This window comes from Kitasatospora sp. NPDC032150, from assembly GCF_055579945.1.
The window spans coordinates 19,179-44,058 of record NZ_JBVIMH010000003.1; the positions used below are offsets into that span (position 1 = coordinate 19,179).

The 24,880-nt window shown below is 72.1% G+C and carries 19 protein-coding genes and 1 pseudogene; 12 read left to right on the top strand and 8 right to left on the bottom strand.

Features of this window, described 5'->3' with window-relative positions; all coding sequences use genetic code 11:
- Positions 1 to 45 precede the first annotated feature (45 nt).
- From ACZ5ON_RS04485 to ACZ5ON_RS04495, 3 genes are all read right to left on the bottom strand, one after another.
- Positions 46 to 2,277 (bottom strand): endo-beta-N-acetylglucosaminidase, encoded by a 2,232-nt coding sequence (locus ACZ5ON_RS04485; protein WP_465585389.1) that lies wholly within the window; start codon positions 2,275 to 2,277, stop codon positions 46 to 48.
- 124 nt (positions 2,278 to 2,401) lie between these two features.
- Positions 2,402 to 3,676 carry a glycoside hydrolase 5 family protein gene (locus ACZ5ON_RS04490; protein ID WP_465585391.1) on the bottom strand — a complete coding sequence of 425 codons (1,275 nt, stop codon included), beginning with the start codon at positions 3,674 to 3,676 and terminating at the stop codon, positions 2,402 to 2,404.
- Positions 3,677 to 3,726: 50 nt separating this feature from the next.
- The gene (locus tag ACZ5ON_RS04495; protein ID WP_465585393.1) at positions 3,727 to 4,779 is read right to left on the bottom strand and encodes a LacI family DNA-binding transcriptional regulator; all 1,053 of its coding nucleotides are present in this window, start codon (positions 4,777 to 4,779) and stop codon (positions 3,727 to 3,729) included.
- Between the two features lie 379 nt (positions 4,780 to 5,158).
- Here ACZ5ON_RS04495 and ACZ5ON_RS04500 point away from each other — a divergent pair, with 379 nt between their 5' ends.
- The 4 genes and pseudogenes from ACZ5ON_RS04500 to ACZ5ON_RS04515 all read left to right on the top strand — a co-directional run.
- Positions 5,159 to 6,403, top strand: coding sequence for an ABC transporter substrate-binding protein (locus tag ACZ5ON_RS04500; protein ID WP_465585397.1), 1,245 nt, complete (start codon positions 5,159 to 5,161; stop codon positions 6,401 to 6,403).
- Positions 6,404 to 6,416: 13 nt separating this feature from the next.
- Positions 6,417 to 7,289, top strand: coding sequence for a carbohydrate ABC transporter permease (locus ACZ5ON_RS04505; protein ID WP_465585399.1), 873 nt, complete (start codon positions 6,417 to 6,419; stop codon positions 7,287 to 7,289).
- Positions 7,290 to 7,385: 96 nt separating this feature from the next.
- Complete coding sequence (locus ACZ5ON_RS04510) at positions 7,386 to 8,273, top strand: carbohydrate ABC transporter permease (RefSeq protein WP_465585403.1); 888 nt, start codon at positions 7,386 to 7,388, stop codon at positions 8,271 to 8,273.
- A 125-nt stretch (positions 8,274 to 8,398) separates the two neighbouring features.
- Positions 8,399 to 8,535, top strand: a pseudogene (locus ACZ5ON_RS04515) (metallophosphoesterase family protein); the annotation flags it as partial.
- 154 nt (positions 8,536 to 8,689) lie between these two features.
- Here the strand turns inward: ACZ5ON_RS04515 and ACZ5ON_RS04520 are convergent.
- On the bottom strand, positions 8,690 to 9,328 hold the full coding sequence (locus tag ACZ5ON_RS04520) for an MBL fold metallo-hydrolase (RefSeq protein WP_465585407.1): 639 nt from the start codon (positions 9,326 to 9,328) through the stop codon (positions 8,690 to 8,692).
- Positions 9,328 to 10,413, bottom strand: a complete 1,086-nt coding sequence (locus tag ACZ5ON_RS04525; RefSeq protein WP_465585411.1) for an S-(hydroxymethyl)mycothiol dehydrogenase — start codon at positions 10,411 to 10,413, stop codon at positions 9,328 to 9,330. The genes ACZ5ON_RS04520 and ACZ5ON_RS04525 overlap by 1 nt, the downstream gene beginning before the upstream one ends.
- 481 nt (positions 10,414 to 10,894) lie before the next feature.
- Here ACZ5ON_RS04525 and ACZ5ON_RS04530 point away from each other — a divergent pair, with 481 nt between their 5' ends.
- Entirely contained in the window at positions 10,895 to 11,518 is a 624-nt protein-coding gene (locus tag ACZ5ON_RS04530; protein WP_465585414.1) for a class I SAM-dependent methyltransferase, read from the top strand.
- Positions 11,519 to 11,640: 122 nt separating this feature from the next.
- Here ACZ5ON_RS04530 and ACZ5ON_RS04535 read toward each other — a convergent pair whose 3' ends face one another.
- Positions 11,641 to 11,814 carry a hypothetical protein gene (locus ACZ5ON_RS04535; RefSeq protein WP_465585416.1) on the bottom strand — a complete coding sequence of 58 codons (174 nt, stop codon included), beginning with the start codon at positions 11,812 to 11,814 and terminating at the stop codon, positions 11,641 to 11,643.
- A gap of 39 nt (positions 11,815 to 11,853) precedes the next feature.
- Between ACZ5ON_RS04535 and ACZ5ON_RS04540 the strand changes: the two genes are divergently transcribed.
- The 4 genes from ACZ5ON_RS04540 (at position 11,854) to ACZ5ON_RS04555 (ending at position 18,113) form a co-directional block, all read left to right on the top strand.
- Complete coding sequence (locus tag ACZ5ON_RS04540; protein WP_465585418.1) at positions 11,854 to 13,491, top strand: alpha-amylase family glycosyl hydrolase; 1,638 nt, start codon at positions 11,854 to 11,856, stop codon at positions 13,489 to 13,491.
- A 382-nt stretch (positions 13,492 to 13,873) separates the two neighbouring features.
- On the top strand, positions 13,874 to 14,518 hold the full coding sequence (locus ACZ5ON_RS04545; RefSeq protein WP_465585420.1) for a LysE family translocator: 645 nt from the start codon (positions 13,874 to 13,876) through the stop codon (positions 14,516 to 14,518).
- Positions 14,519 to 14,700: 182 nt separating this feature from the next.
- A complete protein-coding gene (locus ACZ5ON_RS04550) occupies positions 14,701 to 17,037 on the top strand; it encodes a protein kinase domain-containing protein (RefSeq protein ID WP_465585423.1) in 2,337 nt (778 codons plus the stop codon).
- A gap of 230 nt (positions 17,038 to 17,267) precedes the next feature.
- A complete protein-coding gene (locus ACZ5ON_RS04555) occupies positions 17,268 to 18,113 on the top strand; it encodes an isocitrate lyase/PEP mutase family protein (RefSeq protein WP_465585425.1) in 846 nt (281 codons plus the stop codon).
- A gap of 180 nt (positions 18,114 to 18,293) precedes the next feature.
- Here ACZ5ON_RS04555 and ACZ5ON_RS04560 read toward each other — a convergent pair whose 3' ends face one another.
- Positions 18,294 to 19,397 (bottom strand): NUDIX hydrolase, encoded by a 1,104-nt coding sequence (locus ACZ5ON_RS04560; protein ID WP_465585429.1) that lies wholly within the window; start codon positions 19,395 to 19,397, stop codon positions 18,294 to 18,296.
- A 430-nt stretch (positions 19,398 to 19,827) separates the two neighbouring features.
- On the opposite strand from ACZ5ON_RS04560, the gene ACZ5ON_RS04565 reads away from it, so the two are divergent.
- The 3 genes from ACZ5ON_RS04565 to ACZ5ON_RS04575 all read left to right on the top strand — a co-directional run bounded on the left by ACZ5ON_RS04565 (position 19,828) and on the right by ACZ5ON_RS04575 (position 23,323).
- Positions 19,828 to 20,898, top strand: a complete 1,071-nt coding sequence (locus tag ACZ5ON_RS04565) for a S1 family peptidase (protein ID WP_465585433.1) — start codon at positions 19,828 to 19,830, stop codon at positions 20,896 to 20,898.
- Between the two features lie 177 nt (positions 20,899 to 21,075).
- On the top strand, positions 21,076 to 22,161 hold the full coding sequence (locus ACZ5ON_RS04570) for a right-handed parallel beta-helix repeat-containing protein (RefSeq protein WP_465585435.1): 1,086 nt from the start codon (positions 21,076 to 21,078) through the stop codon (positions 22,159 to 22,161).
- A 25-nt stretch (positions 22,162 to 22,186) separates the two neighbouring features.
- Positions 22,187 to 23,323, top strand: a complete 1,137-nt coding sequence (locus ACZ5ON_RS04575) for a methyltransferase (RefSeq protein ID WP_465585437.1) — start codon at positions 22,187 to 22,189, stop codon at positions 23,321 to 23,323.
- A gap of 189 nt (positions 23,324 to 23,512) precedes the next feature.
- Here the strand turns inward: ACZ5ON_RS04575 and ACZ5ON_RS04580 are convergent, their stop codons facing one another.
- Positions 23,513 to 24,880 carry an acetyl-CoA carboxylase biotin carboxylase subunit gene (locus ACZ5ON_RS04580; RefSeq protein ID WP_465585439.1) on the bottom strand — a complete coding sequence of 456 codons (1,368 nt, stop codon included), beginning with the start codon at positions 24,878 to 24,880 and terminating at the stop codon, positions 23,513 to 23,515.

Here is a 24,880-nt window from a genome sequence, read left to right on the forward strand (position 1 = left end):
GTGGTCCTTCCTGGAGGGAGAGGGAGTCGCGGGGCGCTCCGGCTGCTACGGGCCCCAGGCCCCGAACCCGTCGATCCGGGCGGCGGGATCCAAGGTCCGGCCCGCGGGATCGGAGGTCCGGGTGGCGGGATCAGGGGGTCGGATGACGGAGGCGGAGGTGCGGGCGATGGGATCAGGGGGTCGGATGACGGAGGGGCCGGAGGGCTGGACGGGCCCGGTGACGTCGGGCCGGAGGTTCCCGGCCGTGGCCGGCCGGTCCTTCGTCCAGCTCACTCTGGCCGTGGCCACCCGGGAGTGCCCGTAGGTCGTCGAGACCGCCTCGACCTCGACGGTGGTGGCGGTCTCCGCGCCGACCCGGTCCAGTCGCGGCACGTAGTACGCGTCGTCGGGCGTGCCGCCGAGGAAGGTGCGGCTGCCGTCCGGGTTGCACCGGTACACCTCGTAGTGGTGCACGGAACCGCTCCTCGGCGCCTTCCAGGAGAGCCGGAGCGACTTGCGGGTCGCCGAGACGTCGTCGGTGCCGAGCACGGTGAGGGCGGTGGGCGCGGCGGTGGTGCTCACCGCTCCGTCGTACACCGCGAGCTGGCCGATCCGCACGTCGTAGGAGTCGACCGGGCTCGGGGCGGAGACCTGGAGCCCGATCTGGGAGATGGTCCGCCCCCGGTACGCCGACAGGTCCAGGGTCAGCCGCTCCCAGCCGTTGCCACGGGTCGCGCCGAGCGGGATGGCGGTGAAGGCGGTCGGGTTGTCGGTGAAGGACACCACCGCACTGAGACGGGAGTCCCCGGCGGCGGGGGTCTTGAGCACCGCGGACAGCCGGGTGCGGGCGGTCACCGGCAGCCGGGACTGGTACAGGCGGACGGTGTTGACGGCGTCCAGCCGCCCGGTCAGCCGCAGCGAGGAGCCGCCTTCGTAGGCGTCGGTGAAGTCGATCGACGGACTGAGCCTGCTGCCGCCGGAGGAGACCAGCCAGCGGTAGGTGGGAAGCACGTCCTGCAGCGAGAGGTTGTTCCAGCCGCTCGAACTCACCCGCCTGCCTGCCGAGTTGTAGAAGTCGCCCTGACCGGTGCCGAAGGAGGTGACGAACGGCTTGGCGGTCACGGGGGAGGACTCGGCGATGTAATCGGCCAGGCCCTTCCAGGAGTCCGAGGTGGTGGTGTCGGACGGATCGCCGTTGGCGCCGACCCAGTAACGGGACTCCTTGGCGTAGAAGTCGGCACGGCTGGTGGCCGACTTCCAGGTCCACTCGGGGCGGTAGAGGCCGAGCGAGGTGACCTGGGGCCTGCCCGGCGGGAAGACCGCGTCCCAGGAGACGCCGGTGTTGTAGCCGGCCGCCTCGGTGTCGACACCCGAGTACAGGTCGTACTCGCTGCGGCCCAGCGAGTGCGCCACGGCGCGCGAGGAGTCGAGTTCGGCGGCCGTCCACCCGAAGTCGAGGAACATCGAGTCGGCCACCCGTTTCGAACCCTCCTGCAGGAAAGCCGAGTTGGCCGAGTCCAGCTGCTCCTGCCAGCCGACGTCGCCGGAGCTGGTCATCGCGTCGTACCACTGGAACTCGACCGGGCCCCGGGACCGGGCGTACGTCATGGTGTCGCGCAGTTCGGTGGCGAGAGCCGCGTCCGCGCCCGCCGTCTCCTGGTTGACGAACCAGCCGTCGAAGCCGTAGTACTCGGCCACCTGCACCAGCTTGTCCGCGACCGGGTGGCGGGAGCCGGACTTCTGTACGAAGTCGCGCACCCACTGCAGCTGCCCGCCGTAGGCGGTGGGCGGGAAGAACACCGTGCCGTAGACCTTGACGCCGTTGCGGTGCGCCGCGTCGATGACGGTCGGGTTGGGGGCCAGGATCAGGCCCTCTCCTGCCGAACCGCCCCAGAACACCAAGGTGTTCACGTACTGCCAGTAGCCGAAGGCGTAGTAGTCGGGGTCGGACGAACCCTGGGACGGGTTGGCGGACGTCGGGGCGAAGGACACCAGCGCGGAGATCCTCCCCTCACCGGTACGGGCGTTGGGGTTGGCCCGCAGCGCGGGATCGGCGGTGCGGCGCTGCAGCGGGACCTTGGAGCGGTTGAACCTGGCGTCCGGGTCGGTGGCCGGGTCCCAGCCGAGGATGGTGTTCGGATACCAGTGGGAGGCGTACGGCTGGCTGCCGCCCGCCGTGGTGGCCTCGGCGGCTCCGGTCGTGACGTTGCCTGCGGCGCCGGCTGTTGCCGGCGCCGTGCCGAGGACGGTGGCGGCCAAGGTCGCGCACAACAGCAGCGCGAGGTGTCTGAGTCTCATCCGGCTCTCCGATCCGGCGCGGGGCGAGTGGTCGGTGCGGAGCGAGTGGTCGGGTGCGGTGGTGGGAGTGGTGCGGTGGTGCGGGCACGCCAGGCGTGGCGTTGCGGTGGGGCGGCCTTGGAGGTCAGGAGTGCTCGGTGGGCTCGATGAGCCTGCCGATGCCGCGCGCGGCCAGGTACTTCGGGTCGGCCGCGCGGGTGGCGGGGACGATGGCGAGTGGGCCCGAGCCGCGCAGCCGGACCCACTCGGAGTGGAAGGCGCTGCCGGGGGCGACCTCTTGGCGCCGATCGGGTCGCTCGCGCAGATCGACCTCGCAGAGCAGTCCGGGACGGTCGGCGGCGGTGTCGCGCCGCCCCTGCTGCCCCGCGCTGCACTCGGCGGCGCGCTGCTCGGTGATGACGGCGGCGAGTTCGGCGGCGAGCGGCTTGCGGCGGTGGTCGGTGGTGAACAGGCCGAGGTCGTACTCGCGTTCGGGGAAGTCGGCGAGCGAGCGGTCCAGGTCGTGCGAGCACCACCAGGTGACGCCCCACAGCGCGGGGTTGGCGAGAACGAGGTCGAGTGTGCGGCGGACGAAGGCGGGTGCGTCCGCGTCCGGTACGTCGGGCCGGGGTGCGCCGATCTCCTGCAGCCAGACCGGCCGGGCAGGGTCGCCCGCGGTCGCGGCGGCGAGTTCGACCAGGTAGTCGGCGTGCGAGACGGTGGCCTGGCCGAGAGGGCCGTCGAGCGCGGAGACACCGTTGAACACCCAGGAGTGGACGGTGGTCAGATCGCCCAACTCGGCCGCGTCGACCGGGTGGAACGGATGGTCTGGGTCGTACCAGGCGGCGTCGTAGAGCGAGTACAGGCCGAGCACGTGCGGCGCGGCCGCGCTGACCGTCCGCAGCAGCTCGGCGGCCCAGTCGGAGGACGCCGCGGCGTCGGTCGGGTTGGCCGGCCAGAGGTTGTTGACCTCGTTGCCCAGGGTGATCGCGAAGAGGTTGGACCGGCTGGACGCCGCCCGACTCACCCGGTCGACGTACCGGATGACGCCTTCGCGGACGCCGGGGTCGGTGAAGAGGCTGCGCCGGTGCCAGGTGAGCACCCAGGAAGGCAGGAAGTCGTAGCTCGACAGATGCCCCTGGAGCAGGTCGACGGCCACATCGAGGTCGAACTCGGCCGCGATGTCGATGAGTTCGAGCAGTTCCTCGATGCCGCGCCGGCGGATCAGCGAGCGGTTCGGCTGGATCCACGGCCAGATGGGGAAGACCCGGACATGGTCCAGGCCGAGGCCGGCCAGGTCCTCGAAGTCCCGCCGCACGGCATCGGCCGAGAAGTCCAGCCAGCTGTAGAACCAGCCCGCCGAGGGAACGTAGTTGACGCCGAACCGGACTCGATCGGGGCTTGGGTGCTGGGTGGTCACACGCGTCCTCCGGCTGCCGGGCAGGGCGGGTTCCTTGTTGGGGCAGGAGCCTAAAGCGGTTTATCCGGGTTGCCAAGAGCGCCTTCGTCGGAGGGGCGGCCCGTGCTCTCCCGGACGGTGAGCAGCGGCGTGGGCGTCTGCAGGTCGCGGACCGCCCCCGGGGCGTCGATCGCGGCGAGCAGCTGCCGGGCCACCTGCTCGCCGAGCGCGAAGGTGTCCCGGGAGAGCGCGGTGAGCGAGGGGTGGACGATCCTGGCCAGCACCGAGTCGTCGAAGGAGACGATCGACAGCTCGCCCGGTACCGCCACGCCCATCTCGGTGGCCACGCCGAGCCCGGCCACCGCCATCACGTCGCTGTCGTAGACGATCGCCGTCGGCCGCTCGGGCCGGGCGAGCAGTCGGCGGGTGGCGGCGGCGCCCTCGGCGTCGCTGAAGTCGGTCGGGATCGAGACCGCCTCGACCAGCCCGAGGCTGCGGGCAGAGTCGCGCAGCGCGCGGATCCGCCGCTGGGTGTGCCGGAAGCCGGGCAGTCCGGCCAGGTGGGCGATCCGGCGATGGCCGAGCGCGGCCAGGTAGTGCACGATCGACAGCATCGCCTCGCGGTCGTCCGCCCACACGCTGGGCAGGCTGCCGTGCCGGCCTGGGCCGCCCAGCACGACCGCCGCGACGCCGAGTCGTTCCAGGACCTCGATGCGCTCGTCGCGCACCTTGAGGTCCACCACGATGAAGCCGTCCACCCGGTGCTCGGACGTCCAGCGCCGGTACACCTCGATCTCCGCCGCGGTGTCCTCGACCACCAGCAGCTGCAGCGCCACCGCCCTGGCCGAGAGGCCGGCCTGCAGGCCGGAGAGCAGCTGGGCGAAGAACGGTTCCACCCCGATGGTCCGGGCCGGCCTGGCGATCACCAGCCCGACCGCCTCGCTGCGGGCCCCGCCGAGTGCCCGCGCGGCGCTGTGCGGGCGCCAGTTCATCTCCCGGGCGACCAGCAGGATCCGCTCCCTGGTCGCCTGGCTCACCCCGGGCCGTCCGTTGAGCGCGAACGAGACCGCGCCCTTGGACACCCCGGCCTGCCGCGCGATGTCGGCAATCGTCGGTCGCCCCACGGCTCCGACTCCTCTCTCTTGACACGGAGTGTAGCCCGGAGGATAGTCCCGGGCACTAGAGCGGTTTAGCTCAGCGGTTGAGTTCGGATTCCCGGTGCCCGCGAGCCGGTTTCCGCGAGTCGCTCTCCGCGGGTCGTCCCCCGCGGGTCGAGGTCGGCGGGGCCGCCGGTGGGCGGGCCCGGTGCGCGCAGTTCGGCGCGCACGTGTTTGGTACGGCAGCGCGACATGCAACGGCACGTGACCACATGCAAGGCACGCAGACTCACACAGGCTGACGGGCGGGCGACCAGAGCGCCGGATCCAGGACAGGCCGGGAGACCTCATGCGAAAGTACCGGGTAGGGCTGGTAGTTGCGGTAAGGCTGGCAGTCGCCGCGGCTGTGGCGACGACTGTGACGGGATGCGGGCTGGGCGGTGGTCCGTCCTCACCCGGCGGCGACGGTGCCGCCACCACCGGAGAGATCAAGGGCAAGGTCACCCTCCAGACCTGGGCCCTGAAACCGAAGTTCACCGACTACCTGCAGGGCGTGATCGACTCCTTCCAGCGCAAGCACCCCGGTGTGCAGGTGACCTGGCTCGACCAGCCCGCCGACGGCTACGCCGACAAGGTGCTGAGCCAGGCCGCCGGCGGCGGCCTCCCGGACGTCGTCAACCTGCCGCCGGACTTCGCGCTGCCCCTGGTCAAACAGGGACTGCTGCTCGACATCGCCACCGCGGACCCCGCGCTCACCCGGGACTACGTGGCCGGCGGCATCGACGCATACCGCTTCGCGGGCCAGTCCGGCACCTTCGGCTACCCCTGGTACCTGAACACCGACGTCAACTACTGGAACGCCGACCTCCTCACCAAGTACGGCCTCGACCCGAAGAACCTGCCCGCCAACCTGGACGAACTCATCGCCCAGGCCAAGGTGTTCAAGCAGAAGTCCGGCGGACAGGCCTATCTGATGAGCCGCAAGCCCGGTCTCGGTGACCTCGCCGACGCGGGCGTGCGGATCATGGCGGAGGACGGCAGGAGCTTCACCTTCAACACCCCGCCGGCCGCCGCCCTGCTCGACCGCTACCGCGAGGCGTACCAGCAGGACCTGCTGCCCAAGGACGTCCTCACCGACAAGTACGCCGGCAACGCCAAACTCTTCTCCACCGAAACGGCAGCCTGGACCACCGGCGGCGCCAACTACATCACCAGCCTCGCCACCGACAACCCCACACTCGCGCCCGAGGTCGTCCCCTCACCGGCCATGGGCACCCCGCCGCTGTACGTCCAGGGCCTGTCCGTCGCCAGGAGCAGCAAGAACCTGCCCACCTCCCTCGCACTGGCCCGCTGGATCACCAACGCCGAGAACCAGGCCGCCTTCGCCCACCTCACCAGCATCTTCCCCAGCACCAAGGCCTCCGCGAGCGACCCGTACTTCAGCAAGAGCGACGGCAGCAACGCGAGCACGGCCAAGGTCATCGCCTTCACCTCGCTCGCCAAGGCCGCCCTCCTCCAGCCCGTCCAGGTGGACCAGGCCATGAGCGACACCGTCAACCAGCAGATCGCCCTGGCGATCAGTGGCGGCACCACCTCCCAGAAGGCGCTGGACGACGCCGTCGCCCGCTGCAACCAACTCCTCAAGAACTGACGGCATCGCCGCCATGACGCACCGACGCTGGTTCACGCCCTGGCTGCTCATCGCGCCGGCCCTGGTCTGGCTGCTGGTCTTCACCGTGTGGCCCTCCGTCAACACGGTGATCCTCTCCTTCACCAACGCCCGCCCGCTGGGCGGCGGACGCTTCGTCGGCCTGGAGAATTTCCACCGTGCTTTGACCGACGACCAGTTGGGAGACGCGCTGCTGAACAGCGTGATCTACATGCTGGTCTGCCTGCCGCTGCTCACCGTGCTGCCACTGCTGATGGCCCTGCTGGTGCAGAAGCGCCTGCCCGGCATCACCTTCTTCCGCACCGCCTTCTACACCCCGGTGATCGCCTCGGCCGTCGTGGTGGCCCTCGTCTGGGGCTGGGTCCTGGACGAACGCGGGCTGGTCAACGGCCTCGCCCAGCGCCTCGGCGTCCTCGGCCACGCGCTGCCCTTCCTCACCGACCGCTGGCTGCTCCTGCTCAGCGCCATCAGCCTCACGGTCTGGAAGGGTCTCGGCTACTACATGATCATCTACCTCTCCGCTCTCGGGAACGTCGGCCGGGAGCTCCACGAAGCGGCGGCCGTGGACGGCGCCGGCACTTTCCGCCGCTTCCTGCACGTCACCCTGCCCGGCGTGCGGAACACCGTGCTGCTGGTCGCCGTGCTGATCTCGGTCTCGGCGCTACGGGTCTTCTCCGAGCTGTACGTCCTCTCCGACGGCACCGGTGGCCCCGGCGGGCGGGACATGTCGGTGGTCATGCTGATCCAGATGTACAGCCGGGGCTTCACCGGCCACCTCGGCTATGCCTCCGCGCTCAGTCTGCTGCTCTTCGTCATCACCGTCGGCCCGCTGCTCCTGCTGGTGCGCCTGGACCGGAAGGCGGTCTGAGAACCGATGGCCCGACAGCGTCCGACGACCGGACTCCGCTCGCGGACCGAACCGACCGCGTCGGCCGGACTCGTGCAGGCGAGCGGTCCTCCGCCGGTGCCCGGGCACCCCGCGACCGTCCGACCGCGGCCGGCAACCCGTCCGGTCAGGGGTTTCAACTCCACCTCGACCACCGAGAAGGCGGTCCGCTACCTGCTGCTGCTCCTGGTGCTCCTCCTCACCGTGGGTCCCTTCCTCTGGGAACTCTCCACCTCCCTCAAGGCTCCCACCGAGGACATCTTCACCCGGACTCCCAGCTTCCTGCCGCACCGTGCCACCCTGGGCAACTACGCCGAGGTCGCCCGGGCCGTCCCGGTCTGGAGGTACGCCGCCAACTCCCTGGTGGTGGCCGCGATCACCGTCGGCGGCAACGCCGTCGGGGCGACGCTGGCCGGCTTCGCCCTCGCCCGGCTGCGCTTCCGGGGTGCCCGGCTGGCCCTCGGTCTGTTCCTGGCGACCCTCGTGCTACCGGGAGAAGTCACGGTCGTCTCGCAGTACGTGACGGTCCGAAGCCTCGGCCTCGCGGACACCCTGCTCGGTGTCGCGCTGCCCGGAGCGATCGGGATGTTGAACGTCCTGCTGATGCGGACCGCCTTCCGCGCGATCCCCGGCGAGCTGGACGACGCCGCGATCGTGGACGGAGCCACCGTCTGGCAGCGCCTGGTCCACATCGGACTGCCCAACGTACGCGGGATGCTGAGCGTCGTGGTCATCTTCGCCTTCATCGGCGCCTGGGACGACTTCCTCTGGCCGCTGATCGTGCTCACCGACCCCGACGAGTACACCCTCACCGTCGGCCTCCAGTACCTCAACGGCACCTTCAGCGCCAACCCCCGCCTGATCGCGGCCGGCACCATGATCGCCTTCCTGCCGATCGTGGTGGTCTTCGCCGCCCTCCAGCGCTTCTTCTTCCGAGGCGTCGAGGAGGGTGCGATCAAGGGCTGACCGGCGGCGCTCCCCGGTTCCGGGACGATCGGGTGAACCGCCTCCCGCACACCGCCGGAAGGAGGTCCGCACCGCGGTAGCAGCAGGCCGGCGCCGGTGGATCGGCCCGCCACGGCTGACGGGGGTGCGGCCACACCCACATGCCCTACACCAGGCTCGCGTTGGGCAGGACGGTGGTCACTCCCGGTAGCGTGGGCATGCCCTACGGCCGGGCCGGGCCGGAGCGCACTGGGCACTGCTGGGCCCCGGGGTGCAGCTGCGGTCCATCAGTCCCGAGTAGTTGACACGGGTGGCGAAGAGCGCGGCGCGCATCGCGACCTCCACGGCGATCGGGCTCCCGTGCAGGGGCGTCGGTGCGGAACGGCCCTCCGGAGAGCGGACGGGCTCCCCGGAGGGAGAGCGCATCCGGCCGGCGGTCAGTGACCGCGCCTGATCCACTCGTCGAGTTGCGGTGCCTCGGCCCCGATCGTGGTCGAGTCACCGTGACCGGTGCGTACGACCGTCTCCGGCGGCAGGGCCAGCAGCCGCTCGCGGATCGACCGGATGATGGTCGGGAAATCGGAGAAGGACCGGCCGGTGGCCCCGGGACCGCCCGCGAACAGCGTGTCGCCGGTGAAGACCGTACCCAGCTGTTCGGAGTACAGGCAGACCGCGCCGGGCGCGTGGCCCGGGGTGTGCAGGACGGTCAGCTCGATGCCCGCGACCGCCAGCCGCTGCCCGTCCGTCAGGTCGCCGTCCACCGGACGCTGGGGGTGGGTCTGCTTCCAGAGCACCTGGTCCTCACGGTGCAGCAGGACGGGAGCGCCGGTCCGCTCGGCGAGCGCCGGGGCGGCGGCGATGTGGTCGTTGTGCGCGTGGGTGCACACGATCGCGACCAGCCGGCGGCCGCCGAGCGCGGCGTGCACCGCCTCGGCGTCATGTGCGGGATCGATGACCAGCGCCTCGGCGTCGTCGCCGACGATCCAGACGTTGTTGTCGACCTGCCAGGTGCCACCGTCCAGCGAGAAGGTGCCGGAGGTGACCAGCCGCTCGACGCGGGGGGACTGCGCGGCCATCAGAAGACCACCACCGAGCGCAGCACCTCGCCCTTGTGCATCCGGGCGAACGCCTCCTCCACGTCCGTCAGCCGGATGGTCTCGCTGACGAAGGCGTCCAGGTCGAGGCGGCCCTGCAGGTAGAGGTCGATGAGCATCGGGAAGTCCCGGCTGGGCAGGCAGTCCCCGTACCAGGAGGACTTCAGCGAACCGCCCCGGCCGAAGACGTCCAGCAGCGGCAGCTCCAGCTTCATCTCGGGGGTCGGCACGCCCACCAGAACCACCGTCCCGGCCAGGTCACGGGCGTAGAACGCCTGACGGTACGTCTCCGGCGTCCCGACCGCGTCGATCACCACATCGGCACCGAAGCCGCCGGTCAGCCCCTGGATCGCCTCGATGGGGTCGGCGGAGCGGCCGTTGACGGTGTGCGTGGCGCCGAGCTTCTGCGCGGTGGCGAGCTTGCGGTCGTCGATGTCCACCGCGATGATCCGCGCGGCCCCGGCCAGCCTGGCACCGACCACGGCCGCGTTGCCCACGCCGCCGCAGCCGATCACGGCGACCGTGTCGCCCCGGCCGACGTTGCCGGTGTTGATGGCGGCGCCGAGACCGGCCATCACACCGCAGCCGAGCAGCCCGGCGGCGGCCGGAGAGGCCTCGGGCGAGACCTTGGTGCACTGCCCGGCGGCGACCAGCGTCTTCTCGGCGAAGGCGCCGATGCCCAGCGCGGGGGAGAGCTCCGTCCCGTCGAGCAGCGTCATCTTCTGCTTGGCGTTGTGGGTGTTGAAGCAGTACCAGGGCCGACCGCGCAGACAGGCGCGGCAGTTGCCGCAGACCGCCCGCCAGTTGAGGATCACGAAGTCACCGGGCGCGACGTCGGTCACCCCCTCACCGACGGACTCCACCACACCGGCCGCCTCGTGGCCGAGCAGGAAGGGGAACTCGTCGTTGATCCCGCCCTCCCGGTAGTGCAGGTCGGTGTGGCAGACCCCGCACGCCTGTACCCGCACCAGCGCTTCGCCCGGACCGGGATCCGGGACCACGATCGTCTCGACCTGTACCGGGGCACCCTTGGAACGGGCGATCACCCCGCGCACCTGCTGAGCCATGAGGAAGAACCTCTCGTCATCGGGCGCGGGCAGGCGCTCCGACCGTGCCCGCGCGGGTAGTTCGTGCCGGTCGCGGCCAGGCCGCGCCGGTCGCGAGTAGTTCACGACGTCAACACCGTACGGTGCCGGCGATCACCATCGACCACCGGATCACCGGTCACTGATCACCGGCCAGCGGCGGAGCCGCCACCGCGGGTCGGAGCCTGCCCGCGCGGCGGCGTCCGGAACCAGGCCCTCGTCGCTCCTCGGCCCGCGGAACGCGGCGGCGCCTCGGGAGAATCCAAACCGGAACGCAGTCACCGCCCAACCGTTCCTCGATCCCTTCCCCGCCGTCGTACGCCACGGTTGACCGCTGCTCCCGTATGTCAGGACCGGCGCGCGGACCGGAACCGCACGCGCCCGGCCCGTACCGGCAGCCGCGCCGCGTAGGCTCGGCTCCGGACGTGGAGTGGAGCGGACACCGGTACCCGGGAGGACGGCGATGGAAAGTCAGGACTGGGACCAGCGCTACGACTCGGCCGAGCTGGTGTGGGGCAGCGAGCCCAACCGCTGGGTGCGGCAGGAGTGCCAGGACCTGCCGCCCGGTCGGGCGCTCGACCTGGCGGCGGGCGAGGGGCGCAACAGCCTCTGGTTGGCCGCCCTGGGCTGGCGGGTCACCGCGGTCGACTTCTCCGGGGTCGCACTGGACCGCGGCCGCCGACTCGCCGAACGGCTTCCGCCCGCAGTCGCGGCGCGTGTGACCTGGGCCGAGGTGGACGTCCGCGACTACGTGCCCGAGCCCGGCGGCCACGACCTCGTCCTCATCGCCTATCTGCATCTGTTCACCGAGCAGCGCCGCGCCGTGCTACGACGGGCCGCCGAGGGCCTGGCGCCCGGCGGCACGCTGCTGGTGGTCGGCCACGACACCACCAACCTGACCGAGGGCTCCGGCGGCCCGGGGGACCCCGCCGTGCTCTTCACGCCGGATGACATCCTGGCTGATCTGGCGGACCGCCGGCTGCGGGTGGTCCGGGCCGGACGCGTCCGCCGGCCGGCCAGTGCCGCGCACGGCGCGACCGCCGAGGCGATCGATGCGCTGGTACGCCTCGAACGCCCGCCCAGCTGATCCGGGCCATGACGCCCGACCGCAGGAGCCGTGCCGCTGATGCGGGACAGGACGCTCGAACGCGGAAGCCGCGCCGCTGATGCGGGTGACCGACCACTCGCGACGGGCGCGCCGCACCCGCGTCAGCGGCGCAGCGCGGCCTTGCCGACCTGGACGCCGCGGGTGCAGCTGATCGCCCAGTTGTGTGCGGTGGGCGGGTTCCGGACCTCGAAGCCGGTGGTCTGCCGGCCACCGTTCCGGTACCGCGGTGCGGTTGTCGGCCGAACGGCAGCGCCCGGGCCCTCGCGGAGGGACACTTGCCTCGGACTGTCCCCGTGAAGGGAGCACGGCACGCGATGACGAACCCAGCACCGAACCCGCCCGCAAGCCGCCCCGCGAACCGGCCCGCCTCCGCCTGGCTGGCCGACGCCGTCCTGTACCAGATCTACCCGCAGACCTTCGCCGACTCCGACGGCGACGGCATCGGCGACCTCGCCGGGATCACCGAGCACCTCGACCACCTGGCCTGGCTGGGGGTGGACACGGTGTGGCTCACACCGTGCTTCACCTCGCCGTTCCGCGACGCCGGGTACGACGTCTCCGACTACTTCTCCGTCGCCCCGCGCTACGGCACCCAGGAGGACCTCGCCGCGCTGGTGGACGCCGCGGGCCGGCGCGGGATCAGGATCCTGCTCGACCTGGTGCCCGGTCACACCTCCGACCGGCACTCCTGGTTCCTGGGGTCCGCCGACGACCCCACCGACCAGCGCTACATCTGGGCCGATCGGCGGACCGGCAGGTTCGTCCCCTCCCCGGGCAAGCGGCCGGGCTACTACCTGCCGAACTTCTTCGACTTCCAGCCCGCGCTCAACTACGGCTACGCGCGCGGCCACGACGAGGAACCGTGGCGGCAGCCCGTCGACGCCGAAGGGCCGCGGCAGAACCGGGCCGCGCTGCGCGAGATCATGGACCACTGGCTGCGGACGGGCGTCGCCGGCTTCCGGGCGGACATGGCGTACTCCTTGGTCAAGGACGACCCGGACCGTGCCGGGACGGCGAAGCTCTGGCGTGAGCTGCGGGCCTGGCTGGAGCGGAGCCATCCGGGAGCGGTGCTGATCTCCGAGTGGGGACGGCCCGAACTCGCCCTGCGCGCCGGCTTCCACGCCGACTTCTTCCTGCACTTCGCGGGTCGGGCCGTGACCTCGCTCTGGGACAACGGAGAGGGGATGACCTCGGCCTCCTGGGAGTCGGGGCCCTGCTACTTCGACCCGCAGGGCCGGGGCTCGATGGCCGAGTTCGTCACCGCCTGGCGCGCCACCGGTACGGCCGTGGAGCCGGGTTCCGGCGCACCCGGCGCCGGGCACGTCATCCTGCCCACCGCGAACCACGACTACAACCGCCTCGCCACCGGCTCGCGTACGCCCGAGCAGCTCCGTGCGGCCTTCGCCTTCCTGCTCACCTGGCCGACCCTGCCCGCGATCTACTACGGCGACGAGATCGGCATGCGGTTCGTCCCCGGGCTGCCGGACAAGGAGGGCAGTCTGCTCGAGCCCACCAACAACCGTGCCGGGTCGCGCACTCCGATGCAGTGGGACGACACCGCCGGCGCGGGGTTCTCCACGGCTCCCGCCGACCGGTTCTACCAGCCCCTCGACCCCGATCCAAGCAGGCCGAACGTCGCCGCCCAACTCGCCGACACGGACTCGGTGTTGCACCTGGTCCGGCGGATGATCGCGCTCCGCAGGTCCACCCCCGCGCTCGGCAGTCACGGCCACGTCGAGGTGCTGCACACCGGGTACCCCTTCGTCCACCTGCGTGGCGGCACGCACCTGGTGGTCGTCAACCCCCGCCGTGAGCCCGCCTACTTCGCGCACCCCGGGCTCGAGGATACCCGCGCTCTGGAGGTCAGGGGCGTCATAGCGACGGCTGACGGCGTCAGTGCCGAGGGCTTCGGCTACGGGATCTTCGAACTCCCCGGACCCGCCCGACGGTAGCCGCGTCCTCCCTGCGCGGAGGTCCGGCGGATGGTGCCGGACACCGGGTCGAGGGGCCTTCTCGGCAGGCGCTTCGAGATCCGCGACTCCTCGGCCCGGTTCCGGCGGACAGTTGAGCCGGCGTCAGATGGATCCTCGCCGCGTATGGCTCTCCGCAGGGAAACCGGATGGGAAGCCGAAGGGGAAGCCGCCGAGAAGCCGCCCGTCCCGGCCGGACACGCTCCACGGTCGAGGGGCACCGTCCGGTGGAGAGCCGGTTGCCGGAGGTGAAGGCCGGTTGCGGGCCGCCGGCCGGATGCCGTCCTGGATGTAGCAGTACTGAATCGAATCCTGAAGAAACCCGCGCTGGTGCTGAATGCTCCCTGGCGCCCATCCTTTCCGCATGATCGGAACGAACGCGGTCCTCGGTGTGACGGCAGTGGCTCTCGGCATGGTGCTCACCCCCGGGCCCAACATGATGTACCTGGTCTCGCGGAGCATCACGCAGGGGCGCCGCGCGGGAGCGGTCTCGCTGGCCGGGGTCGCCGTCGGCTTCCTGGTCTACCTCGGCGCCGCGAACCTCGGCCTGTCGCTGGTCCTCCTGGCCGTCCCCGGGCTGTACCTCGCGGTGAAGGCCGCCGGCGCCGGGTACCTGGCCTGGCTGGCCTGGAAGGCGCTCAAGCCGGGCGGGCTGTCCGTCTTCACCCCGCGGGAACTGCCGCCGGACTCGCCGTGGCGCCTGTTCTCCATGGGTCTGCTCACGAACCTGCTGAACCCGAAGGTCGCCGTCATGTACCTCTCGCTGATCCCGCAGTTCGTCGACGTCAAGGCGGGGCACGTGCTGTTGCAGGGGTTCGCGCTGGGCGGCGTCCAGATAGCCGTCAGCCTGGTCGTGAACCTGGCCGTCGTCTTCGCGGCGGGCGCCATCGCGGTCTTCCTCGGGCGCCGCCCAGCCTGGCTGCGGGCCCAGCGCTACCTGATGGGAGCCGTCCTGGGGGCACTGGCCGTCAAGCTGGCCACCGACAGCGCGCCTGCCGCCGCGGCCTGACCCGCCGGGTGCGCGTGACCACAGCGTGCCGTGAACGCTGCCACCCCGTCGCCGCGCGAGGACCCGTACCGGCGCCGCTCCGGCTGCGACGCCACCTCCGCGTGACCGTGCCGAGCTGACGGCCCGTACGATCTTCGGCGGACGACCAGCGCGAAAGCACACACGGGGACGGGGAACAGCACATGGAGCCACTCGAGGCCAACGATCCGGAGGCGATCGGCCCCTACCGGCTGGTGGCCAGGCTCGGGGCGGGCGGGATGGGTCGGGTGTACCTGGCCCGCTCGGCGGGCGGTCGGACGGTCGCGGTCAAGGTGGTGCGGTCCGAACTGGCGGAGGACCGGGAGTTCCGGACCAGGTTCCGCCGCGAGGTGGAGGCCGCGCGGGCGGTGGACGGGGCGTACACCGCGCCCGTGGTGGACGCCGACCCCGACTCGCCGACCCCCTGGCTGGCGACGGCGTACGTGCTCGGTCTCCCGCTTACCGACGCCGTCCAGCGGTACGGGCCGCTGCCGGAGGACTCGGTCCGGGCGCTGGGTGCCAGGCTCGCGGAGGCGCTGCACGCGATCCACGGCGCCGGACTGGTGCACCGTGACCTCAAGCCGTCCAACGTCCTGCTGGCGGCCGACGGCCCCCGGGTGATCGACTTCGGGATCGCCAGGGCACTGGACGGCGACAGCCTGACCCAGACCGGGGTGGTGGTCGGCTCGCCCGGCTTCATGGCACCCGAACAGGCGATGGGCCGGCCGCTCGGCGCGGCCGGCGACGTGTTCTCGCTCGGCTCGGTGCTGGTGTACGCGGCGACCGGGCACGGTCCGTTCGACGGCGAGTCGGGTGTGGCGGCGCAGCTGTACCGGGTGGTCCACGACGAGCCCGCCCTGGGCGAACTGCCCGACGGGCTGCGGCCGGTGATCGCCTCAGTGCTGACCAAGGACCCGGCACGGCGGCCCGCCCCGCTGGAGCTGGCCGCCCAGCTGCTGCCCGCCGGCACCGCGGCGGCCTCCGCCGGGAACTGGCTGCCCGGCCCGGTCGCCTCGGCGCTGGCCACCCACGCCTCGTCCGTGATGGATATGGAGACCCCGAGCCGCGGCACGCCCGCACAGCCGTCGCAGCCCGCCACCCCGCCCGCCGCGGAGTACGCCCCGACCTGCACCGACCAGCCGGAAGCGGCACCCGGCACCATGCGGCTGGGCCCCCGGACGGCCGCACCCACGCCGCCGTTGCCCGGCCCGAGGCCCTCGGCCGCGCCGCCGTCGTCCGCCACTGGGCCGATGGCCACACCGGTACCCCCGCCGGCGTACGCACCGACGCTGGCGCCGCCGTCCAGGCCCGCGCCGAAGGTGTCCCGGCGGCTCTTTCTCGCCGGCGGCGGCCTGGCGGGCGCGGCGGCGGTCGGCGGCACCGCCTGGGCGCTGCTGCGCCCGCGCCCGCACCCGCACCCCACGCCGCCGGCTCCGACGCCGGGACTCTCCGGCAGCACGTCGCCGGGCAAGGCGCCCTCGCCCGTCTGGACGTACACCTTCCCCGGCGCGTCGATGGCCCAGTTCCCGGCGCTGGTGCTGAACGGCGCGGTCTTCGTCGTGGCCAACGGCCTCACCGCGCTGGACGCCGGCACCGGCGCCGTGCGCTGGGCCCGGCCGGATCTGTCCGCGCCCACCACGAACACCATCGTGGGCGGCGGCCAGCTGCTCACCCTGCTCCGCGGGGTGAGCAGCATCGATCAGAAGACCGGGCGGGAGGACGCCGGCTCGCTGGTTGCCTACGGCGGCGACAAGGTGATCGAGGTCCACAAGGTCCTCGCTGCTGACGACCAGGCGGTCTATCTGAAGGTGCTGGTCAGGCCGCAGTTCGAAACGGCCGGGGACCAGATGGTGCTGGCCCTCGACACCGCCAGCCGGATCAACAAGAAATGGGCCCAGCCCGACGAGGACACCGAGGACTCGCTCGCCACCGGCCGGGTGACCGGCGGCACCCTGCTGCACAGCCGCGGCAAGTCGCTCATCGTCGCCCGGGACGTCAAGGACGGCCGGGAGCTGTGGCACGTCGACACCGGCACGGTCGACCCGTGGCGGATCTGGTGCGACGACAAGCGGCTGTACTGCCTGATCGAGGACTCCGACCTGCAGGCGGTGGGCCTCGCGGACGGCAAGCAGCTGTGGCGGCTGAAGCCGGACCACGGCCGGTTCGCCCCGGTGACGGCCGGCAACGGGATGGTGTACGGCAGCGACGGCTCGGAGGCGGTCTTCGCCTACGACGCCGAGACCGGCAAGACGCGCTGGCGCTGTGCGCTGCCCCAGCGGCCCAGTCTGACCAGCGAACCACTGCTGGTGGGCGACACGCTCTTCGTCGCGAGCGAGTTCGACGGCGGGCTGTACGCGGTGGACGCCAAGTCGGGCACGTTCAAGTGGACCTTCGACGACCCGTCCTACCCGCTCAAGTACAACGACTGGTACCTGAGCACCGACGGCAAGGTGGCGTTCGCGCGGCGGGGCGCGAAGATCTACGCGCTTCCGACCGGGTGATCGCGGTGCCGGGGGCCTATATACCTGAGCTATCCATGTCAGCTTGATATAGCCCCTCGTTCGGCTCCCGGTTCAGCATTGTTCATGACCATCTCTTTACCTAGATTTGTGGAAGACGAGGTGGCAGCGTCCCGTACCTGCCGCCCCTTCCGCGCCTATGTCACCGGTACGCCCCGCACGGCGTACCGGTGGCGCGCATCGGGCACCATCACCATCTGCTGGAGGACCCTGTGCATCACCCGATTCGGCTGCGCGACGCGATCTCCGAGGCCGGGACCACCCCGCTGATCGGCGTCTTCGACATGTTCTCCGCCTCGCTGGCGGCCCAGCACTACGACGGGATGTTCGTCTCCGGGTTCGGCTTCGCCGCCTCGCACTACGGCCTGCCGGACATCGGCTTCATCGCCTGGCCCGACATCGTCGCCTTCGTCCAGCGGCTGAGGCTGGCCTTCCCCCGCCAGCACCTGCTGGTCGACATCGACGACGGCTATGTCGACCCCGAGACCGCCTGCCACGTGGTCCAGCACCTGGAGGCCGCCGGCGCCTCCGGGGTGATCCTGGAGGACCAGCAGCGGCCCCGCCGCTGCGGACACGTCGACGGCAAGCAGGTGCTCCCGCTGGAGGCGTACCTGGAGAAGCTGGAGATGGTGCTGGCCGCGCGGCGCGACCTGGTGGTCGTCGCCCGCACCGACGCCACCGAGGACCGCGAGATCCTGCGCCGTGCCGAGGCCCTGGCCGCCACCGAGGCCGACGTCATCCTGGTCGACGGCGTGCGCAGCGTGGACTGGATCCGCAAGGTCCGCGCCGTCATCGGCGACAAGCCGCTGCTGTTCAACCAGATCGCCGGCGGCAAGTCGCCCCGGCTCTCGCTGCCCGAACTGACCGAGCTGGGGGTGGATGTGGCGATCTACAGCACCCCCTGCCTGTTCGCCGCGCACAGCGCGATCGACCAGGCGCTGGTGGAGCTGAAGAAGGCGGACGGTCGGCTGCCGGAGTTCACCGCGGACAGCGTCGGCGTGGCCGAATCGCTCGCCCTGTTGGAGCGGAACATCAGCCGTAACCACCAACTGGTCTGATTGGTGCGGTAGTTGGCCGGACCGTCTGTGAAGGGGGCAGCTCCCGGCCGCCCGGCCGGGAGCTGCCCCTCGTTCTCGGTTCCCCTGCCCGGGCGGTCGGCGCCAGCACCTCGGTAGTCCTGCCGCAACTCGGCCACGGCGCCGGAGACTCATGGGTGCATCACGTCGAGTGCTCCGCCGTCACGCCACCGGCGGACCGGCCGCGACCGCCCGGCCGCCGACCAGTTCCACCGGCCCGCCCCCGCCGCCGTCCCGCCCCGCCGCCCGGGCGGCTAGGCAGGCCTCCAGCCGGCACCGCGCCTGCTCGGAGAGGACCTCGCGGGCCTCGGTCGCCGTGAACATCCCCCAGTCCACCAGCTCCTCGGGCGGCAGCGTGATCCGCCCGAGGAGCTCGGCGGTCACCTCGCCGCCGTCGAAGACGTACACCATGGCCACCGAGCCGTCCGGGCCGGCCGACCAGTCCAGCGCCAGCAGGCGGCCCGGCTCCCGCTCCCAGCCGAGTTCCTCGCGGATCTCGCGTCGCGCCGCCGCCCGGGGCATCTCGCGGTCGGCCTCGACTCCGCCGCCCGGCAGCGTCCAGTACGGCCGGTCCTCCCGTGGGCGCAGGCGTACCAGCAGCACCCGCCCCGCCGGGTCGGAGAACAGCATCCGCGCCTTCGCCCGGATCCTCGGCAGCGAGGCGTAGTACGCCTCCCGCTCCAGCGGCGGCCGCTGCTGCGCCGCCCCGCCGCTGCCCGACAGCTCCAGCCCGGCCGCCCGGGTGTACGGCGGCGGCGGAACCGGCGGCACATGGGCAACGGTGTGCCCGACCGGACGGCTGTCCTCCAGCTCCAGCGGTCCGGCACCTCGCGGCGCGGTGAGACAGGCCGTGACCCGCCGCGACAGCCTGGGCGGCAACGCCGAGGCGAGCTGGCGATCCGTCAGCCAGGCCCAGCCGCCGACCTCCGTGGCCTGCGGCCGGAACGCGGAGAGCTGCTCGTCCCGCAGCGGCGCAGCCCAGTACAGATGGGCCGCGATCGGCGGGCGGCCGTCGCCCAGCGACCAGTCGACGCAGGCCAGCGGCCCCAGTTCGGGCCGCACCCCGAGCTCCTCGGCGATCTCCCGGAAGGCCGTCTGCCGCGGTGACCCGTCGGACGGCTCCCAGCCGCCACCGGGGATCGCGATCGGATGCTTCCGGTCGTACGTGAGGCGTACCACCAGGAGCCGACCCCGCTCGTCCGGGAGCAGCACCCCCGCCGCGGCCAGCACCCGCCCTCCGCCATCGGCCCCCGCGGACCCGCTCACCCCGAACCCCCTTCGCCCGAAGCCCACTTGGCTTTCGCAGAGCAGGACACGGCACACCGCCTCGCTGGTTCCCGGCCGCCTTGGTTCCCGACCGCCTTGGTACTCGTCCGGTAACCCGTCGATTCCCCGGCGGCCCCGCCCGCATGCCCGAGGCGGCCGAGGATCGCCCGGCTCCGTACCGCCCGTGCCGCCGGCGACGGCCGGACCGGCCGCACGCCGACGGTGGAGCACCCGGCCGGGGAGCCCGGCCGCCGCGACCGGCTCAGCCGACCGCCGTTCCGGGTCGCCAACCTCGGCCCCGGCCCCGATATTTGGCAGCAGGACCCGCCCGGAGCCCGCCACGGCCACCCGGAAGCCGGGTCCTCGGCCGACCCGGGTACGCCATCCGGGCGCGCCCGCGACCCCTCTTCCCAGGCACCAGGGAGCCCTGATGAGCAATCGCCGTACCTGCCGTCGCGCCGTCCTCCTCACGGCGGCCGCCACGCTGCTCGCCGGTACAGCACTCGCACTGCCCGCACCCGCGGCCGCCCTGCCCCCTCCGACACCCACCGGCGAGGCCGCCGCAGCGCTCGCCGACGACCTCCAGCAGCAGCTGGGCGAGGACCGTACCGCCGGTTCATACCTGGACGCCTCCGGCCGAGCGGTCGTCACCATCACCCACCCGGTGGACTCCCAGCGGGTGGAGGCGGCCGGGGCCGTTCCCCGGCTGGTCCCCCGAAGCGCCGCCCAGCTGGCCACCACCACCGCCGAGCTCGATCGCAGCGCCGCCGTCCCCGGTACCGCCTGGGCCGTCGACCCGGCCGCCGACCAGGTGGTGGTGTCCGCCGACACCACCGTCCGCGGCGCCGCCCTCGACCGGCTCACCCGGACGGTCGAGGAACTCGGCCCCGCCGTCCGGCTGGAGCGGGTGCCCGGGGTGTTCAGCCCCAGGGTGAACGGCGGCGACGCCATCCACGGCGGCCCGTACCGCTGCTCGCTCGGCTTCAACGTCCGTGGCCCGGAAGGCGGTTACTACTTCCTGACCGCCGGCCACTGCGGGAACGTCGCCTCGACCTGGTACACCACCGCGGCCCACACCACCCCGATCGGCAGCACCGAGAGCTCCACCTTCCCCGACCACGACTACGCCCTGATCAAGTACACCGACGGCAGCGTCCCGGCCTCCGCCGTGGACCTCTACAACGGCACCAGCCGTACGATCACCAGGGCTGCCAACCCCTCGCTCGGGCAGACCGTCAGCCGCAGCGGCAGCACTTCGCACGTGCACAGCGGCACCGTCACCGGGCTCAACACGACCGTGAACTACCTGCAGGGCACCGTCCGGGGGCTGATCAAGACGACCGTCTGCGCCGAGGAGGGCGACAGCGGCGGCCCGCTCTTCGCCGGCCAGACCGCGCTCGGCCTCACCTCGGGCGGCACCGGGAACTGCGCCGTCGGCGGCACCACCTTCTTCCAGCCCGTCACCGCGGCGCTCAAGGCGTTCGGCGTCGGCGTGTACTGACGTCGCGTCCATCCGTTCAGCGGCACGGCAGCACGGTCGGCCGAGCAGAAGTGGCAGGTGTCGAGGGGCGCCCATAGCTTCGATTAGGTGGCCCGATGCCGGTCGGGAACCCGAGTCCCGGCCGGCACTCGGGCCAGTTGAGCCAGCACCCGAGCACCCGAAAGCAGGTCATCACCCATGCCCACGCGCCGGACCCCGCAGTTGGCGGGCGTCGCAGTCATCCTCGCCGTCGGTCTGGTCACCGGGCTTCCCGGGCCGGCCGGCGCTTCCGTGTCTCCGGTCATCCGGCTCGTCCACCCGGGCGAGTCGATCCAGAAGGCGGTGGACGCCGCCGGACCCGGTGACACCGTGCAGATCCTCCCGGGCACCTACCGCGAGAGCGTCCAGGTCACCACCTCCGGCCTGACCCTCCGCGGGACCGGCCGGACCACCGTGATCACCGCGCCCGAGAAGTCCGCACCCGCCGCCACCGGCAACGCCTGCGCCAAGGCCGGCCACGGCCTGTGCGTCACGGGCACCGCCGGGCACCCGGTCACCGGGGTACGGATCGAGGCGCTCACGGTCGCCGGCTTCACCAAGAACGGCATCAACGCCTACGGCACCGACAAGATGACCGTGCACGCCGTCCTGGCCAGGGACAACGGGCAGCAGGGCATCAGCCAGGAGCAGTCCACCCGGGCCGTACTGCGCGGCAACGAGGCCCGCGGCAACGGCCAGGCCGGGATCTTCGTGGCGAACGTGGCGGACGGCAAGGTCCCGCCCGTCTTCACCAAGGGCACGGTGATCGGCGAGAACCGCCTCTCGGACAACCGGCTCGGCGTCGTGGTCCGCCGGGTGCGCGAGCTCAGCGTCCAGGCCAACGTGATCACGGGCAACTGCGGCGGCGTGTTCGTGGTCGGAGACGAGGGCGTGCCCCGGGCGGGCGCGCTGACGGTCCGGTCGAACCTGGTCCGGGCCAACAACAAGTTCTGCCCGAAGACCCCACGCCTGGACGTCGTCCAGGGCACCGGCATCCTGCTCACCGGAGCCGAGGACACCCTGGTGACCGGCAACCGGGTCGAGGGGAACGTCGGCAAGTCCTCGATGTCCGGCGGCATCGTCCTGTTCCACAGCTTCGTCGGTGCACCCAACAGCGGGATCAAGGTCACCGACAACACGGTGCGCGACAACGGCCCGGCCGACCTCGCCGTCCGCGACACCGGCACCGGCAACACCTTCGCCCGCAACCAGTGCCGGGTCTCCGAACCCGCCGGCCAGTGCTGACCGTTCCCCACAGAAAGGCGGGCACATGCACACGGCACCATCCACCACACCGACCGTCAATCCGACCTCGGTCAGCCCGAACGCCGCCAAGCTGACCACACCGATCGCCATCGGCCGCACCAACTCGCCACAGGCTGGCGACAGTCCGCCACCATCGCCGAACATGCGGCTGCGCGAGATCGTGTTCGGCGCCGCCTGCGCCGCAGCCGTCCGCGCGGCGGTCAGGCTCGAACTCGCGGACGCGATCGGCGAGTCGCCGGTCGGTGCCGAGGAACTCGCGGCCGTGGTCGGCGCCGAGCCGCCGCCGCTTCGCCGTCTGCTGCGGGCGCTCGCCTGCTACGGGATCTTCGCCGAGACCGAGGACGGCCGGTACGTCCACACCGAGATGTCCCGCCTGCTCCGCGAGGACGAGCCGAACAGCCTGCGCTACATCGCCCTCTGGTGCACCGAGCCGTGGACCTGGGACGCCTGGCCCCGCCTGGACGACGCGGTCCGCTCCGGGCGGACCGTCTTCCCGGACATCCACGGCAAGGAGTTCTTCGACTACCTGCACGACGACGCCCGCGAGTCCGCGGCGGTGTTCAACCGGGCGATGACCCACTCCAGCCGCCAGTCCGCCGCCGAACTCGCCGACTACCTCGACCTCACCGGGGTGCGGACGGTCGCGGACATCGGCGGCGGCCAGGGCCACGTCCTGGCCGGCCTGTTGGAGAAGTACCCCAAGCTGCACGGCACACTGCTCGACCTGCCCAAGGTGATCGAGGGCGCCGACCCGCGGCTGCGCGAGGGCGGACCACTGGCCTCCCGCATCACGCTGCTGCCGGGTGACTGCCGCGTCGCCGTCCCGGTCGACGCCGACCTCTACATCATCAAGAACATCCTGGAGTGGGACGACGACAGCTCCCGCCGGACGCTGCGCAACATCGTCGCCTCGGCCAGACCCGGCGCGCGGGTCGTGGTGGTGGAGAACCTGGTCGACGACACCCCGTCGATGCGCTTCACCACCGCCATGGACCTGATGCTGCTGCTCAACGTCGGCGGAGCCAAGCACTCCAAGCAGAGCATGGTCGACCTGATGACCGAGGCGGGCCTGTGCCTCGGCCACATCGGCCCGGTCAACCCCTATCTGCACGCCTTCGAGAGCACGGTCCCGCTCGACTGAGCGCGACACACACGGTGGAGCCGGCACCCCGAAACCGACGGGGTGCCGGCTCCACCGTGTGGCGGTGTCCGGAAGGCGCGTGTCGGTGTCCGGAACGCACGGTGGGGCGCGGACGCGAGCGGCCTCCCCGTCGTCTCGGTTCCCGCGCCCCCGGCCGCTCAACGGCCGCTCAACGGCCGCTCAACGGCCTCAACGGCCGGTCACCACCGGTTCCTCGGTCATCCGCGCGACCAGCCCGGTGGTGTGCGTCCCGGCCCGGAACTCCGGGCGGGCCAGCACCTCCCGCAGGAAGGCACCGGTGGTCCGCACCGCGGGGCCGTCGATCCGGAACTCGCTCAGCGCGCGGTCCATCCGGGCCAGCGCCTGCGTCCGGTCCGGTGCCCAGACGACCGTCTTGGCCAGAAGCGAGTCGTAGTCCGGGCCGACCAGCCAGCCGGGGTAGGCGTGGGTGTCGACCCGTACGAACGGCCCGCCCGGCGGGACGAACTCGGTCAGCAGGCCGGGCGTCGGCGCGAAGCCCCGGGCCGGGTCCTCCGCGTTCACCCGGCACTCGACGGCCACCCCGCGCGGCCGCACCTCGTCCTGCCGGAAGGAGAGCGGCCGCCCGGCGGCGACGGTGATCTGCTCCCGGACCAGGTCGATCCCGGTGACCATCTCGGTCACCGGATGCTCGACCTGGAGCCGGCAGTTGACCTCCATCAGATAGAACCGGTGATCCGGAGTCAGCACGAACTCGAAGGTCGCCGCCCCGACGTAACCGACCGCCAGCGCACCGCGTACCGCGGCCTGGCACATCGGCTCGCGCAGCTCCTGCGGCAGGTTGGGGGCCGGGGACTCCTCGATCAGCTTCTGATGCCTGCGCTGCACCGAGCAGTCCCGCTCGCCCAGGTGCACGGCCGCCCCGTGCCGGTCGCAGACCACCTGCACCTCGATGTGCCGGGCGTCCTCGATGAACCGCTCCAGATAGACGCGTTCGTCGCCGAAGACCGCCCGGGCGTGCGCCCGGGTCGAGTGGTAGGCGGGGAGCAGGCCGTCCTCGCCGCGCACCACGGCCATCCCGCGTCCGCCGCCGCCCGCCACCGCCTTGAGGATCACCGGGTACCCGACGCGCTGAGCGGTCTCCTTGGCGTCCCCCGGGGTGGCCAGCGCGCCGGTGCTGCCCGGCAGCACCGGCAGCCCGGCCCCGGCCATCAGCGTGCGGGCCATCGCCTTGTCGCCGAGTTGCTCGATCACCCTGGGAGGTGGGCCGATGAAGGTGAGCCCGTTCGCCTCGCAGATCTCCGCGAAGTCCGGGTCCTCGGAGAGGAAGCCGTACCCGGGGTGGACCGCCTCGGCGCCGGTGGCGATCGCCGCCTCGATGACGGACGGCACGTGCAGATAGCTGCCCTTGGCCTGGGGCGGGCCGATCCACACCGCGCGGTCGGCGAACCGGACCACCGCCGAGTCCCGGTCGGCGGTGGAGTACACGGCCACCGTCCGCAGCCCGAGTTCCCGGCAGGTCCGGGCGATCCGCAGCGCGACCTCGCCCCGGTTGGCGACCAGAACGGTGGTGAACAT

Bases quoted from the DNA above. Each gene is read 5' to 3' on its own strand.
- ACZ5ON_RS04485 (WP_465585389.1), bottom strand. From the start codon at position 2,277: ATGAGACTCAGACACCTCGCGCTGCTGTTGTGCGCGACCTTGGCCGCC.
- ACZ5ON_RS04505 (WP_465585399.1), top strand. From the start codon at position 6,417: ATGACGCACCGACGCTGGTTCACGCCCTGGCTGCTCATCGCGCCGGCC.
- ACZ5ON_RS04520 (WP_465585407.1), bottom strand. From the start codon at position 9,328: ATGGCCGCGCAGTCCCCCCGCGTCGAGCGGCTGGTCACCTCCGGCACC.
- ACZ5ON_RS04525 (WP_465585411.1), bottom strand. From the start codon at position 10,413: ATGGCTCAGCAGGTGCGCGGGGTGATCGCCCGTTCCAAGGGTGCCCCG.
- ACZ5ON_RS04530 (WP_465585414.1), top strand. From the start codon at position 10,895: ATGGAAAGTCAGGACTGGGACCAGCGCTACGACTCGGCCGAGCTGGTG.
- ACZ5ON_RS04540 (WP_465585418.1), top strand. From the start codon at position 11,854: ATGACGAACCCAGCACCGAACCCGCCCGCAAGCCGCCCCGCGAACCGG.
- ACZ5ON_RS04545 (WP_465585420.1), top strand. From the start codon at position 13,874: ATGATCGGAACGAACGCGGTCCTCGGTGTGACGGCAGTGGCTCTCGGC.
- ACZ5ON_RS04550 (WP_465585423.1), top strand. From the start codon at position 14,701: ATGGAGCCACTCGAGGCCAACGATCCGGAGGCGATCGGCCCCTACCGG.
- ACZ5ON_RS04565 (WP_465585433.1), top strand. From the start codon at position 19,828: ATGAGCAATCGCCGTACCTGCCGTCGCGCCGTCCTCCTCACGGCGGCC.
- ACZ5ON_RS04570 (WP_465585435.1), top strand. From the start codon at position 21,076: ATGCCCACGCGCCGGACCCCGCAGTTGGCGGGCGTCGCAGTCATCCTC.
- ACZ5ON_RS04575 (WP_465585437.1), top strand. From the start codon at position 22,187: ATGCACACGGCACCATCCACCACACCGACCGTCAATCCGACCTCGGTC.
- ACZ5ON_RS04580 (WP_465585439.1), bottom strand. From the start codon at position 24,880: ATGTTCACCACCGTTCTGGTCGCCAACCGGGGCGAGGTCGCGCTGCGG.